The 13,362-nt window shown below is 35.9% G+C and carries 10 protein-coding genes and 8 pseudogenes; 5 read left to right on the top strand and 13 right to left on the bottom strand.

Features of this window, described 5'->3' with window-relative positions; genetic code table 11:
- The first annotated feature begins 6 nt into the window (after positions 1-6).
- Positions 7-128, top strand: a pseudogene (gene phrK / locus AAHT65_RS16330) (phosphatase RapK inhibitor PhrK).
- A 49-nt stretch (positions 129-177) separates the two neighbouring features.
- On the opposite strand, the pseudogene AAHT65_RS16325 reads toward phrK, so the two are convergent.
- Positions 178-382 (bottom strand): annotated as a pseudogene (locus AAHT65_RS16325) (DNA polymerase); the annotation flags it as partial.
- A 116-nt stretch (positions 383-498) separates the two neighbouring features.
- Between AAHT65_RS16325 and bglS the strand changes: the two are divergent.
- Positions 499-1,229, top strand: a pseudogene (gene bglS / locus AAHT65_RS16320) (beta-glucanase).
- Positions 1,230-1,399: 170 nt separating this feature from the next.
- On the opposite strand, the pseudogene AAHT65_RS16315 reads toward bglS, so the two are convergent.
- Positions 1,400-2,653 (bottom strand): annotated as a pseudogene (locus AAHT65_RS16315) (DNA polymerase thumb domain-containing protein).
- Positions 2,646-2,978, bottom strand: a pseudogene (locus tag AAHT65_RS16310) (YolD-like family protein). The pseudogenes AAHT65_RS16315 and AAHT65_RS16310 overlap by 8 nt, the downstream one beginning before the upstream one ends.
- Before the next feature lie 608 nt (positions 2,979-3,586).
- Between AAHT65_RS16310 and AAHT65_RS16305 the strand changes: the two are divergent.
- Entirely contained in the window at positions 3,587-4,315 is a 729-nt protein-coding gene (locus AAHT65_RS16305) for a hypothetical protein (protein ID WP_088117230.1), read from the top strand.
- A 258-nt stretch (positions 4,316-4,573) separates the two neighbouring features.
- On the opposite strand, the gene AAHT65_RS16300 is transcribed toward AAHT65_RS16305, so the two are convergent.
- Positions 4,574-5,863, bottom strand: a complete 1,290-nt coding sequence (locus AAHT65_RS16300; protein ID WP_088117229.1) for a Na+/H+ antiporter NhaC family protein — start codon at positions 5,861-5,863, stop codon at positions 4,574-4,576.
- A gap of 264 nt (positions 5,864-6,127) precedes the next feature.
- On the opposite strand from AAHT65_RS16300, the gene AAHT65_RS21685 reads away from it, so the two are divergent.
- Positions 6,128-6,298: a protein rep gene (locus AAHT65_RS21685; RefSeq protein ID WP_167375099.1), complete on the top strand. Its 171-nt coding sequence runs from the start codon at positions 6,128-6,130 to the stop codon at positions 6,296-6,298.
- A gap of 394 nt (positions 6,299-6,692) precedes the next feature.
- On the opposite strand, the gene AAHT65_RS16295 is transcribed toward AAHT65_RS21685, so the two are convergent.
- From AAHT65_RS16295 to AAHT65_RS16265, 7 genes and pseudogenes are all read right to left on the bottom strand, one after another.
- A complete protein-coding gene (locus AAHT65_RS16295; RefSeq protein ID WP_088117228.1) occupies positions 6,693-6,878 on the bottom strand; it encodes a hypothetical protein in 186 nt (61 codons plus the stop codon).
- Positions 6,879-7,057: 179 nt separating this feature from the next.
- Positions 7,058-7,477, bottom strand: a complete 420-nt coding sequence (locus AAHT65_RS16290) for a GNAT family N-acetyltransferase (protein WP_425524858.1) — start codon at positions 7,475-7,477, stop codon at positions 7,058-7,060.
- Positions 7,478-7,979 (bottom strand): annotated as a pseudogene (locus tag AAHT65_RS16285) (SMI1/KNR4 family protein); the annotation flags it as partial.
- Positions 7,980-8,016: 37 nt separating this feature from the next.
- Positions 8,017-8,475, bottom strand: coding sequence for an SMI1/KNR4 family protein (locus AAHT65_RS16280; RefSeq protein WP_088117227.1), 459 nt, complete (start codon positions 8,473-8,475; stop codon positions 8,017-8,019).
- 9 nt (positions 8,476-8,484) lie between these two features.
- Entirely contained in the window at positions 8,485-10,287 is a 1,803-nt protein-coding gene (locus tag AAHT65_RS16275; protein WP_343310503.1) for a ribonuclease YeeF family protein, read from the bottom strand.
- A gap of 100 nt (positions 10,288-10,387) precedes the next feature.
- On the bottom strand, positions 10,388-10,942 hold the full coding sequence (locus AAHT65_RS16270; RefSeq protein ID WP_106359553.1) for an SMI1/KNR4 family protein: 555 nt from the start codon (positions 10,940-10,942) through the stop codon (positions 10,388-10,390).
- A pseudogene (locus AAHT65_RS16265) lies at positions 10,935-11,251 on the bottom strand (hypothetical protein). Before AAHT65_RS16265 ends, AAHT65_RS16270 begins: the two are co-directional and overlap by 8 nt.
- 219 nt (positions 11,252-11,470) lie before the next feature.
- On the opposite strand from AAHT65_RS16265, the pseudogene AAHT65_RS16260 reads away from it, so the two are divergent.
- Positions 11,471-11,844: pseudogene (locus AAHT65_RS16260) on the top strand (endonuclease); the annotation flags it as partial.
- Between the two features lie 278 nt (positions 11,845-12,122).
- Here AAHT65_RS16260 and satA read toward each other — a convergent pair.
- Together satA and AAHT65_RS16250 are read right to left on the bottom strand one after the other, a co-directional pair.
- A complete protein-coding gene (gene satA / locus AAHT65_RS16255) occupies positions 12,123-12,644 on the bottom strand; it encodes a streptothricin N-acetyltransferase SatA (RefSeq protein ID WP_063637716.1) in 522 nt (173 codons plus the stop codon).
- 180 nt (positions 12,645-12,824) lie between these two features.
- Positions 12,825-13,013, bottom strand: a complete 189-nt coding sequence (locus AAHT65_RS16250; protein ID WP_151290674.1) for a hypothetical protein — start codon at positions 13,011-13,013, stop codon at positions 12,825-12,827.
- Positions 13,014-13,362 lie beyond the last annotated feature (349 nt).

Here is a 13,362-nt window from a genome sequence, read left to right as displayed (position 1 = left end):
AATCTTATGAAAAAATTTGTGCTTTGCGTGTCTATTTTAGCTGTAATTTTAAGTGGAGTAGCTTTAACGCAATTGAGTACAGTTCACCATCTAACATCCAAGTAGCTGAAAGGCCAGTCGGAGGTTAATGAAAGATTAATTAATTTAGCCCTACTCATGATGAGTGGGCTTTTTATTTTATGATTTATGTCCACCAGTAAGTCCAGCTCGATGAAGTGCTGTTCCAGCCGGTGTATAAGAAATTGCTCTAAGAATCGCTTTCGATTCGTATTTGGTTCTAATCCCATCCATCACAAACCCGAGCTTTCTTCTTTCAAATAGGCTTATTTACTGATTAGAGTCATCTTTCAATATTAGACAGAGTAACTGAGATACTTCGTACTTACAGGATTCTAGTAAGAAGATTCGTTATTATCATTATTTTGACCGATGTTCCCTTTTAAAAGAATCATGTATGATCGATAAAGAAAACGCTCTCAAAGAAAGAGGGATGACAACATGTCTTATCGTATGAAACGAGTGTTGTTGCTTCTTGTCACTGGATTGTTTATGAGTTTGTCTGCAGTCACTTCTACTGCCTCGGCTCAAACAGGTGGATCGTTTTTTGACCCTTTTAACAGTTATAACTCTGGATTATGGCAAAAAGCAAATGGTTATTCGAATGGAAATATGTTCAACTGCACTTGGCGTGCAAATAACGTATCAATGACGTCATTAGGTGAAATGCGTTTGGCGCTAACAAGTCCATCTTATAACAAGTTTGACTGCGGGGAAAACCGCTCTGTTCAAACATATGGCTATGGACTTTACGAAGTCAGAATGAAACCAGCTAAAAACGTAGGGATCGTTTCATCGTTCTTCACTTACACAGGTCCAACGGATGGAACTCCTGGGATGAGATTGATATCGAATTTTTAGGAAAAGACACAACAAAGGTTCAATTTAACTATTATACAAATAGTGTAGGAAACCATGAGAAGATTGTGGATCTCGGATTTGATGCAGCCAATGACTATCATACGTATGCGTTCGATTGGCAGCCAAACTCTATTAAATGGTATGTCGATGGGCAATTAAAACATACTGCAACAAGCCAAATTCCGACAACACCAGGAAAGATTATGATGAACTTGTGGAATGGTACGGGTGTAGATGAATGGCTCGGTTCCTACAATGGTGTAACACCTCTATACGCTCATTACGACTGGGTGCGTTATACAAAAAAATAATGCCAAATGTGATAAGAGCCTGCTGCCCCGATATAGCCAGGCTCTTATGATTGTAATGAGAAGTTGTTGGCATTCCCTATAGTGAACTGAAGAGCAAATTGAAGACACAATTCTATACTTTTTAAATTTATATGAATTAGTTTCTTAACTATAATGATAACAAAAAGCGATTATGACTTATGCCCGCCAGTAAGGCCAGCTCTATACAATGCCGTCCCTGCAGGCGTATAAGAAACAGCCCTTAATATCGCCTTTGAACCGTACTTATTTCTTACCTCGTCCATTACAAATCCAAGCTTTCTCTTTTTTTCATTGTCTTTTTCAAACAGGCTTAACTGCTGATTAACATCCTCCTCAATATCGGATAAAGTAACTGAAATGCTTCTCACTGTTTTGCCTGTATAGAACTTATCAAACAGCATCAAGCAATATCGATAAATATCCATAGTGATATTTATAAGCAGATCAATCGTTTTAGTTCTGTGGAATCCACCACCGAACTCATCCTTACTGTAACCGATTCCTAAGCTGATGGTACGCCCTACTTTATTATGCGTTCGCGTTCTTCGTGCAACCTCTTCACATATCTCCAAGAGAACCGCCTTTATATCCTCTTTTTTCGTATAATCCAGAAGTAAGATTTGACTTTTCCCATAGCTTATTTGTCCTTGCATCGAAGGAGCTCCAATTTCAGAAAGATCAATTCCATGAGCATGATAAAAAAGCTGATTTCCTATAATTCCGAATTTCTTTTCAAGTAGCTCTAAAGGGAATTTAGCCAATTGGCCAACAGTAGATATTCCCATTCGATTTAGATTCCTCTCCATCCTCCCTCCTATTCCCCACATTTCAGATACCGGATGAACCTTCCACAGCTTATTTGGAACGTCTTCATATCTCCATCGTGCAATCCCATTCTTTGCTTTCTTACTCTCTAGATCAAGAGCTAACTTACTTAGCAACATTTGTCTCCAATGCCCACTGTGCAAAATAAGCCAAATTCTCTCATCATACTACCTTGAATTGCTTTCGCCATTTCCTCTGGATTTTGTTTTCCTGCGTCTAAAAAAGATTCATCTACACTGTAGGTATGTACGCACTTCTCAGGAACAAACCTGTAAACAGCTACAGCTTAGTAATTTCAGATGAAACTCTGATGAAAAGTTTCGTTTGTGGATTTACTACATGTATTCTTGGATCATCTGGGATCTCGAACAATCTAGATCCAGTTTTTATTCCAAATCTTTTTTAAGCGCAGGAGATGCAGCTAAAACTACACTTCCCTGTCTATCCGTGTTTCCGACCACAGCCAGATAACAAGTCATTGGATTCAATCCCATAGTGACTGCTGAAACCGAAGCATAAAAGGATTTCATATCAACACAAAGTATATTTTCACGTGGAAATTGTGAGTAATCAATCATTGTACGCAACTCCTATGATGTCATTCATGGTAATGTAAATTTTAAGGTCGTTCTGATCTTTCACATGCAGCTTTTATTGTTCGTAGTTTAGGTACTGAACTCTTCCGATTAATTCCTTAACATACCCATCTTCATACAGTTGAAATTTTAGCTCTTTGTTCAGTGACATTGCTTCAGAGACGAGAATATCCATCTCCTCAATTTGTTGATTATCTAGTGATGGCTTTTCAATTTTTGATACATCAAGTAAGTCTTGTTTAAGCTGTGGTAAGTGGTCTGGGAGCATCATTGGTGTCCATTTGATTGTCCCTCGATCTCTAAGCAATTTGATTCACTCCTTTATGATCTAATATTAACGGAACAAAAGTTCCTCATTCAATATAAATCAGAACAATCGTTCGATGTAAATGTCGATAATAAAGTATGAAATGGTGTCTTTTACTGCAATTTTATGGAGGTCAACATAGATCTTCGTAGTATTAACTAAGTGAGGAACACATTAATTGAAAAGGGTGATGTTGAATGAAAAAGTGATTAATTGATTTTTGGTTTAGCTCCTATGTTGATTATGTCAGGAATAAAAAAATCTGCAGAATTAGGATGAATTGGGGGAGAAATTTTAAATATTAACTTTGCTTCTCCCCTGGTCTTGATGCGGAGTGCTTTCCTTATTAAAACAATCACTCTTTTTACACTGTTGGATGGATAGCTCTAAACAAATTTGTCATTGATTAAACGTGTTAAGCTACCTGCATAGATTACCCATTTCGACCTTTAATCATCACTTTTCCGAGTTTTCCCCAGGGTATTATTGAATATTTTGGAAATTAAACTTGTTAACTAGGCCCTTGCCTATTCATTATAAATCGCAGCACATACATTATCCTTAGGCTTCATTAGTTGGACCTAATATCAAAAAGGTGTGATTTTTTAATGAATATTGACAACTATTTAGACGATCAAATTAAAACTTATGTAAGGGTAGCCAAAAACTCAACAGATCCATGTATTAAAGCAACACTAATAGCGTTATCGGATTCAGATGTTAAATCATTGTTGCTGGAAAAAATCAGGAATGGGTATATATATAGGGGGCAAAAATGTTTAAAACGAACTAGTTGGAAAAAGGTATATGTTTACTTTGACTTCGACTGTCCACCTAATATCTTTTGTTTCATTAAACCGTCATTTGTTGCCATAGTAAATATGGTTACCCGACAAGTCGAGATCATTGATCCTTATATTAATTCACATAACTCCTACACAGGCTATAACTACGAATGGCCTCCTGAAATTCCAAAAAAGAAAACACAACTTACATTTTCCAACCATACTGGAATAGATATTCATATTGAAGCTAAATGTGATGCAAATTGGGGACCTACACAAGTAAATCATGGGGAAACTCCCTTTGCAGAGTCATCAAAAGTGAAATTTGGTAATCAAGCAAACTATTGTATAACTGTTTGGTCTAACAACAATGGAGAACCAGGAGATCTTCTCGGAAGCTTTGATCATAAAGTTCGATACAATGCCTTAGGGTGGACCGATGCACTTGAATTTGTTATAGTCTCAATAAATGGAGAGAAGTGGTTACATGTTATTTCCGCAAGAAAATTAGGCGAGATAATCTTTAAAGCATGGTTAGGGAGTTATGCATAAAGTTTTGAAGGGAGCGGACTATTCACATTTTCTGTTTAAACCTTTCCATCATCTGAACATCTTTCTGGAATTCGGATAGGAAAATGCGTCTCTTAAGAAAACTTTACTTTATGTCAGATTAACTTCAGTGGAACTCTTGAGAAATGAAAAAAACAAACTGAAATAAAAAACATACCAACATTGTTTGGTATGTTTTTTAAGATAGGCCATCACCCAGTAAAAAAAGAAAAAGGAACCGTTTGGTACCTTTTTTTATCTTTATTTCGTATTTCTTGTGAATTTTGGTAGTCCGAATATAATGGCTATAATACCGCAGATCCCGATTAAAACAGGGTAGAAAGAGTAAGGCAAGATGCTGACAGGTGAAATATTTCCAAACTTCCCGGCCGATAACATCTGCGCGCCATAAGGAATTAAGCCTTGTATCACGCAGGAAAAGATATCTAAGATACTTGCCGACTTTCTATTGTCGATTTTAAATTCATCTGATATATTTTTGGCAATCGGCCCGGCTGCAATAATAGCAATCGTATTATTGGCAGTAGCTAGGTTCGTAACGCTGACCAATCCGGCAATACCGGCTTCAGCACCTTTTTTCGAATGGATTCTTTTAGAAATGAATCCCAGTAAAAAGTCAATCCCTCCGTTTTGTTTCATGACGCCGACCATTCCGCCAATTAACATTGAAAGGATGATAAGATCAGACATTCCGGCAATTCCATCCGTAATTGCTTTAAAATAAGATTCAAGCGTCAAGCTGCCGCTTGCAAACCCTATAATTCCTGTTAAGATCAATCCGCCAAAAATGACAGCCACCACATTAAAACCAATTAACGCAAAGACTAACACGGCAACATAAGGAAGTACTTTAAACCAGCTGTAAGATTCAGCTCCGATATGTCCTACATGTCCTGTCGGTATAAAAAATAATAAAATGACAGTTATGATAGCAGCAGGCAAAACGATCAAAAAATTCGTTTTAAATTTATCCATCATTTGTGTTTTTTGTGACCGTACTGCCGCGATGGTTGTGTCCGAAATAAAAGAAAGATTATCTCCAAACATAGCTCCCCCGACAACAGCTGCAATAGCGATTGCAGTGGACAAGCCAAGTTCACCGCTCAAACCGGCGCTAATTGGAGTAACTGCTGCAATCGTCCCCATTGATGTTCCCATCGAAACAGAAATAAAACAAGCAATGATAAAAAGCCCTGGCAGTATAAACTGCTGCGGAATAATGCTCAATGCAAGGTTGACGGTTGAGTGTACCGCTCCCATCGCCTCAGCTGCAGAAGCAAAAGCACCTGCTAATATAAAAATGATAACCATAATAATAATATCAGGATGTCCCGCACCGGAAGCAAACCATTCTATTTTCTGATTGAGCGATTGCTTCTGGTTAACTGAAAGCGCGAAAGCTGATGCTATAATTGCCGCAATTAATATTGGCAATTTGTAGAAATCTCCAGTCAATACACCAGAGCCGACAAAAAGCCCTACAAATAAAACTAGCGGCAATAGCGCCCAAGGATTTCCATTTTGTTTCATCTAAGTAGCCACCTCTATTTTCAGTATCCAAGTCGTTAAACATAGTCTAAGCAACATTCCATACTTTAAAAGGCTACAGTAAAAAAGTCAAGCGGAAAAATAGTATAGTAATTATTAAATTAATAACAGAAAAGATAGAAGGATTTTTCAAGGAGAGGAAAAAACACCTCATCAAACAGATTATTTGGAAAGTTCCATATAAAAATAGGTTAGGTCTACTTAGATTAAACACCGAGCAAGCCCTTTGATGGGCAGGTTTTCGGGATGACCATCCTCAATTTCATGGCAGTGAACAGAAGCTATTTTACCGATAACAAGAAATACATAAATCGTAACCGTTGGCTTGAGCTACGACAACAAGCAACCGAAGACCCTACCATTACGCAAGTTGATGTTCGTAAAGTTCACGACTACAAAAAAAGTTTCAGAGATTGAGTAATACTCGGCCAAAGACACAATGATTTACTTGATGAATGAACAAGTGTTTGAAGCATTTTACAAGTCGTTTAAAGAAAAGCAACTAATTGTTTATTTTGTCCTGTTTAAGGAATCTATGAAACTATTTGTGAATTGGACAAGAATTATGAAAGGTAATTGATCCGACTGAAATACGTCTATGATGTATACTGGGTTCAAAAAGGAATACATACTTATAGAAAAAAAGAGAACTGACCGAGGACGACAGAAAACAATAAAATCAACAGTTATTAGATGAAATCGATATAGATTAAAACAGCTGCACCTAATTGGTGCAGCTGTTTTTTATGTATCACTTGCTGTCATTTCTTTTTTGAATTTATTTATCATTGTCTGCTCTAAACCGTATTTTTTAAAACTGTATATTTTGAAAAAGTGAGATGGTCAGAAGTAGTGTTGATAGGGTACCTGCAGACATTAAAGTTATTATTTTTCGTCCGTTTTTCACTTTACCATTCTCTTTTGAAGATTTTACAAGCTCTCGAGATACCGCACTCCATATAACTATAGATACTATGGACATAATATCTGTAGACATATTTAATGCCTCCTTAATTTATGATTCGATTTTCTCTAATTTTAACATATATCATTCCGGTAATTAGTCCGTTTTGATTTAAACAGGTGTCAACCTTCTGGTATGCTACTGTAACCAGAGTCGAGGTGCGCGCCAACTTCTACTATTGCTCACATGACTTTATCGATGACCAAGTGATATTATCCATGATTCAGTTCAAATTCTTCTCTTGTCATCCCAAAGCAAATACAATCATAATAGGCTCCTTTAGTGAAAATGATATTTCTTAGTTGTCCCTCTTTCTTGAAACCTAATTTTTCATGCAAACGCATGGATGGATTATTAAAAGAATATACAGTGTATTTACTTTTTGATAGGCGAGCTCTAAAAAGAAGAAGCGAAGAACCTTCTTTGGCATATCCTTTATCCCTATATGGCTCAAATACAGCCAAATAATAATCGAAGGTACCATTTTTCCTGTCACAATCAAAGGTTTCAATCATACCAACGATATTATTATCTCTATCAACTGCAATAAAACGGAAATCATCTTTTTCCAATTGTTCTTCTATCCATTCTCTCATTTTATTAGCTGAACGAGGAAAATGGAGCGAGTCCATATCTTCTTTATCAGTTTCAATGGGTTCATCAACTAAACTTAAGATAAACTCCTCAAACGAATTGGCCGAGATGACTTAATTCATGATCCCAAAACAATATCTTTTCATTAACCGCCTGCAGAGCTTGCGATAGGAATAATTTTTTTAGAAAATCGATCAGAATAGGTATCAATCGCTATCTAAAGACTGTTATGATCGTTTGCTAAACCATAAAAACCCTCTAGCAATTGTGTGTCATTGTCCTTGCCCATCCAAGGGTCTTTCTCTAAGGGTTTATAACAACGTCATACTCAATTTCATCTGTTGTTTTTTTACTATCTAGATAACAGCCGCCAAATTCCTTCAAAAAGTCCTTATAATCAGAAGGTAATTGTTTTCCTATAGTCATTTCAATTTCTTTGAGTTTTTCGTTTGTATTAATGCTGGGATCTGTTTTTACATCAATTGAAAACTCTTTCAACTTTTGTTTGATATTATTGAAGCTCTCATTATACTCCCCCATTTGTATGGAAAACGAGTTAAAGACCTTCTTTACAGTTTTAATCGTCCCAGTCTTCATCCTCTTCCCAGTCATCTTTCGCTTCCTGAATCTTATTATAAAAAAATTCAATAAAGCTTTTTGCAGCAGTATCTTGATAACCAATTACCCTATCCCATTCAACTACAGGGCATTCTCCGTCTTTCATTTCATTCGTATCTAGACAGTAAGCAAAGTAATCAACATCTTCAATAATCACAAGTCCATCAGGAAGGCCGTAGTGTTCTCTATATTCCTTAGTTCTATTTACAACTGATGCATGATCAAAGTTGTAGCCTAAAACTAAAACACCGAATAAACCACCAGCACCGTATTTTTCTAAAAACCATTTATAACTATTGGGCAGATCGCATTGGAGGATTTCTTCAATGCGATCAATGTTTTCGTGACTTGCGCCACCTGTAAATATTGCATTTTGTTTATTTTCATTAATAAAATTTTCAACCTTCGAATAAATCATTTAAACACCTCAATTCCCATTCTCAAATTGTTTCGCTCTCCACTTCCAATATCTCTTTCTAAAGCTTTCGTATTGTGCTTTTAAAACCTTATCATTTCTAAAACTTTCACCATCAGACTTAAGCTTATGAATGATATCACTATATTTTGTATGTAAACTGTTTGGGATTTCAAGCATTGGTCCAGGTTCTTCTTGAATCAAGTGATGTAAATTAATCTGTGTGCCATCTTTTGCATAAGGGGCATTCCCGTTTTTCATTAGCTGAAGATTTGTAACGCCGAATTCTGTTTTTTGATTAATATCTATATCTTTCATAGTATACACTCTTCGGCTTACATCTTTAACTTTCCCCTTCGCCTTTACCTTCCCCTTTATTTCATACGCTTCATACTTTTCTTTATTTAACCATGGGGGATTAATCTTTTGTCCAGTAAACGGCTTTCTTGTTCCATCTGGTAATTTCTTCGCATTAGTCAAAAGTTCATTCTTAAGGTTTTGGCTATCAACCACATTGTATGGTACGTTATCAGCTAGAGCAAGCTTATACTTAGGGTTGTAAGGCAACAAATCTGGAATTTTAACATCCTTCATTTTCTTCCCTGCTTGACTCGCTTTGTTTATTACCTTTCCAGCTGCATCTGCTTTGTTAATGGCTCCTGCACCTTTGGTTCCAACAACAGCTGCAGCCACTGAACCAATTGCATACGTCACCCATCTGGATCTAGAATAGGCATCTCCATTCACCATATCTTTCTGATACGATTCTTCTATTGCTGCTGAAATGGCATCATATGTTTTAACTGGATGAATAACTGCATTCCCCATTGCTGACAATGTTTCTCCTGGGTTAGTGATGAAATCCCATATACCGGTTACAGTGTCTTTTCCAACATCATATATACCTACTCCTACACCTTTTACGATATCCCAAGTGATTTCTCCTGCTCCTTCTAGCTGCTTTGCTTGTTCAATTTGCACAGCAAGCTGAACTTGAGCCGGCTCAAGATTCTCGTAGCCTACTTTCTTAGCAATCTCTAAATACTCATCAGGGTCAGACACACCGTCATTAAGTTTCTTTTTCAATTCTTTAATTTCACGTTCTTTAGCTTCTTCTTTTTTCACGCTTAAGTAAGCTTCAGAATGCTTCTTGATATCGCCTTTTTTCTTATGTATGTCACTTTCTCTGTACGCTTTGGCGTTATAGTAAATCGGAGTAGCATTTTTCCCTTTGCCTGTTGATCCCTGCAGCTTTTTAAAGTCTTGCTGAATGAATTGTTCGTTTGGCTCAGTCTCGGCGTATTCTGTTTTTAATACCCCATCAAGCTTGTTAAACTTATCAACAGTTTTTTCACGTTTGTCATCTGAAGAAGAAAGTTCGTCTTTAAAGTCTTCTGTTGAGAATATTTCAAGGGGAAGGATGTCATTGATGTCGTTTAATATGTCCTTAATCGCTTTCTTCTGTTCAGACATAATGGATTTTGATTTTGTGTATGCATTTACAAGTTCATGTTCTAAAAAAGATTCTTCTATGTAAGCACCTGACAACTTTGCCTCTTCAAGTTTTGCAGATACGCTGCTTAAAAAAGCAATTTTCATGTCAATCAGATCAATCCATTGATCTGTGACACCGACATGATCATGATAAAATGCTTTAATGTTGTCAGCACCCATACCGGAAAACTCGCTGTCATCTAGGTCAACTACAGCTTTAAATGATTTTCTGAGCTTAACCATTTGTGACCTTAGTTCCCTATACTCTTTGGTTCTTTTATCCGCTTCAGAGAGCAATGAATCGGCCTCAAATACCTTCATATCATTCTCCTTCCTAGCTCATTCTATGTAAATTTTACCACAATTATCTATTTCAATAACAGAAAAAGACAGCCAAAAGTTGACTGCCTTATACATAGTGCTATCTTGTTCTATAATAATTTTCTGCGGTATAGTAGCGCCATTCCCAAAAAGGTTCCCCGTTGGAGAGTATATACCGGTCTAGAAATATCTCAAAGTTTAAATTTAATGGTGTATACTCACCCATTTGAAATATAAAGAGATAGTTGGGATCACCTTTATCCAATTTATCTTTGTCGATCATCAAATGGCAACCTTCTAATAAGTGACCAATTGGGATGCCATTGATGCCTTCAAACAATTCCTCATATTTTAATTCTTCTTCAATCTCTTCAAGGCTAAATAAATAAAGTCCTCCACCTATATTCTCCCCATCAGCAAGTATCTGAAAAATTTTCGCACCATTATGTAATGTAATAAACTTCTGATAATCATCTGGAAGGGTAAGCTGGTGTTTAGCCTCAAAGCTTTGAAGGTCATCAAGGGTTGCTTTGTCCTGTGAAAATGTAACAAGGCACTCCATGATATATCCTTCAGAACAAAACAATGTAATGGCTCCTTTTTCATCTAAGAGACTTTTCAAACCATTTACAGTCTTATGAACAAAGTTAGTCAAATACATCACCCCTATATTTATCAGAATAATTATCGTCACAATGATTCATGAATATAAGTAGTACGAGTATCAGTTGGTTAATCAGTAACAATCTTATGGTGAAAAAAATATAAGTGTTATTTGTTGTTTTAATCACTACTCTATCTGTAGTGCCATAAGGAGTTCCTATTCTTTATTCATTTTTCTCCTCTCCCCCATAAGTCAGATAGAGAGACATCTTTTATTTCTTTGGTTGGAATTTCAATTTGGGATAGTTGCCAACTGATTTTAAGACTTTCATTGAGATTTATCAACTTTTATGCCAAGCATGATCATATTCCCCTTTTGGCAATGTCTTCAGTAATATTTTAACATATACTAGAAAATATTAGACTGAAATAATAACATGTTAAGGAAAAATTAAATTCACAATAGTTGGATACAGGATTATAATTGTTGGTAGTCTACCGATATAGATAGAGAACAAACATTTTAAAAGGGGGAAATGAAATTAAAGAAAGTAATATTATGCTTTGCTGCATTCACTTTGCTTGTGTTCAGCCATATGGCGAGGATGCATCTAAACGGAATAAAAAATTGGCTAGCAATGGCAAGCTGCAACTGGAGTTTGATAAAGGTGGAGGATTTAATGGTTGTGTTAAACAGAAAAACACTGCGGTTGGTTAAAAAAGGAACAACATCTAAACCAGCAATTTCACAGCCTACAACACCAAAGGCATCAAGTGACATTTCCACTACAAAAGAAAACGAAGCTTCTTCCTCTTCAGCTCAACCTGGCGGAACAGAAACGTTTGCAAATTGTACTGAGTTAAGAAAGAAGTATCCGAATGGAGTACCCAGCTCACACCTGCTTACCTATCTAAAAGGACAGGGAACATGTCAACTATGCTTGTGAACGATAATAGAAGGGCCTTTGTGGCTTTCTTTTTGTTTGAGTCAAACTTAAATCCCCCACTTTGTAACTGCATTAAGGTTAGGAGCATGATCTAAATATCCCCCATAACGAGACACTAGAACACCGTATTTCAATTGATGGCCAATAATCCATAAATCGCTGCTGTTTATTTGTTCCCAAAGAATTTTAAAGTGCTTTAGTATCCAGTTGCCGTCAAGAAGAAAATTCGGCTATTCTCTACCCCTAAATATATAGATAGACTTGTTCATCAGGGAATTTAATTTATTAAAATTTATAGTACCAAAAAATCGCATACTCATTTGATGTTGAAAAGTTTGAATAAAGCATAGTATCGACTGCACCTATTACAAAGTTATTTTTGGCATAAAAATGACAAGCTGAAACATTAATATCTTGTGTTTCAAGCATAAGACCACTAAAGTGATTCTCCTTTGCCCACTCAATAGCTTTATTTAATAATGCTGTCCCAACACCATTTTTTCTATAATCTTTTGCAACAGCAATGTCTTCAATTAGTGCATATCCATTCCAATTAGAACGAATCTTAATCCGACCAACGCAGTTGTTTTCAACGTAATAAAAAAATACAACTTTCCCCTCTTCTTGAATATAACTGTTATCAATTTCATCATCTTCATATTTCTTGATATAAGGTTTAGAAAATACCTCCTCTGTATATTTCCACACATTGTTTTCAAATGTTGGGATAATTCTTCCCGACACAATGAAACATTCGTTTGGTTTATTAAAATCCTTCATATTAAATTGAGTCATTTTAATTATCATATCAATCTCCTTCCAAACGAAATTATATGTATACAGCTTGTATTATATCGTTATTTTCTCTTCGTCTTTTTCCAATTATATTGAGTCTTTTGCTGCTGGATCTAAATTAACTGTTTTTTTATAAGTTATTTCGCCTGACCAACCAGCAAATCCAGAAGCTGAAGCACTAGGTGGATTTTGCTATTTGAAAATAGCTTTCCCATATTGGTAAGTGTAGTTGTTACTTACCCGGATATCATAAAGCTTAATGCCTGCATCTTTTATTGCATAGTACCCAGTGGCAGTTTTAGACTGTGTTGCTTGAGTCTTAATTTTATCAATTCCAAAATCTGTGCTTACACCCATCTCCACTGTAAAACCATTTCCCAAATCAATCTTCTCATAGTGTATATTATTATTAAAGGAGGAAGATCACTTGATCAAGATTATATTGTCCTTTGTTTATATTTTTGGATTCATTATACTTAGCAGGTGGTCATTTGACGGAATTTTTCAAGAAGGTAACATTTCGATATTAGGATTGATATGGTCTTTAATATTCGCCTTTTTTGTAGGTTTCTACATAGGCATCCCTTTCGTATTTAAAAAAATGACAGAGTCAAAACATTTAAGGCTATCTAAATTAAAAACACTTTGTTTATTAATTGGACTTGCTGTCTCTCTGTTGATCATTTCCTATATCTCATCATTATACCTTCTCAATAGTGTAATGATTTAC

Origin of the sequence: Bacillus atrophaeus (genome assembly GCF_039519175.1) — a bacterium.
GTDB lineage: Bacteria > Bacillota > Bacilli > Bacillales > Bacillaceae > Bacillus > Bacillus atrophaeus.
The sequence above is the reverse complement of the archived record's forward strand: the minus strand, read 5'-3'. Positions and strand labels throughout refer to the sequence as shown.

Bases quoted from the DNA above. Each gene is read 5' to 3' on its own strand.
- AAHT65_RS16305 (WP_088117230.1), top strand. From the start codon at position 3,587: ATGAATATTGACAACTATTTAGACGATCAAATTAAAACTTATGTAAGG.
- AAHT65_RS16300 (WP_088117229.1), bottom strand. From the start codon at position 5,863: ATGAAACAAAATGGAAATCCTTGGGCGCTATTGCCGCTAGTTTTATTT.
- AAHT65_RS21685 (WP_167375099.1), top strand. From the start codon at position 6,128: ATGACCATCCTCAATTTCATGGCAGTGAACAGAAGCTATTTTACCGAT.
- AAHT65_RS16295 (WP_088117228.1), bottom strand. From the start codon at position 6,878: ATGTCTACAGATATTATGTCCATAGTATCTATAGTTATATGGAGTGCG.
- AAHT65_RS16290 (WP_425524858.1), bottom strand. From the start codon at position 7,477: ATGGACTCGCTCCATTTTCCTCGTTCAGCTAATAAAATGAGAGAATGG.
- AAHT65_RS16280 (WP_088117227.1), bottom strand. From the start codon at position 8,475: ATGATTTATTCGAAGGTTGAAAATTTTATTAATGAAAATAAACAAAAT.
- AAHT65_RS16275 (WP_343310503.1), bottom strand. From the start codon at position 10,287: ATGAAGGTATTTGAGGCCGATTCATTGCTCTCTGAAGCGGATAAAAGA.
- satA (WP_063637716.1), bottom strand. From the start codon at position 12,644: ATGATAATTAAAATGACTCAATTTAATATGAAGGATTTTAATAAACCA.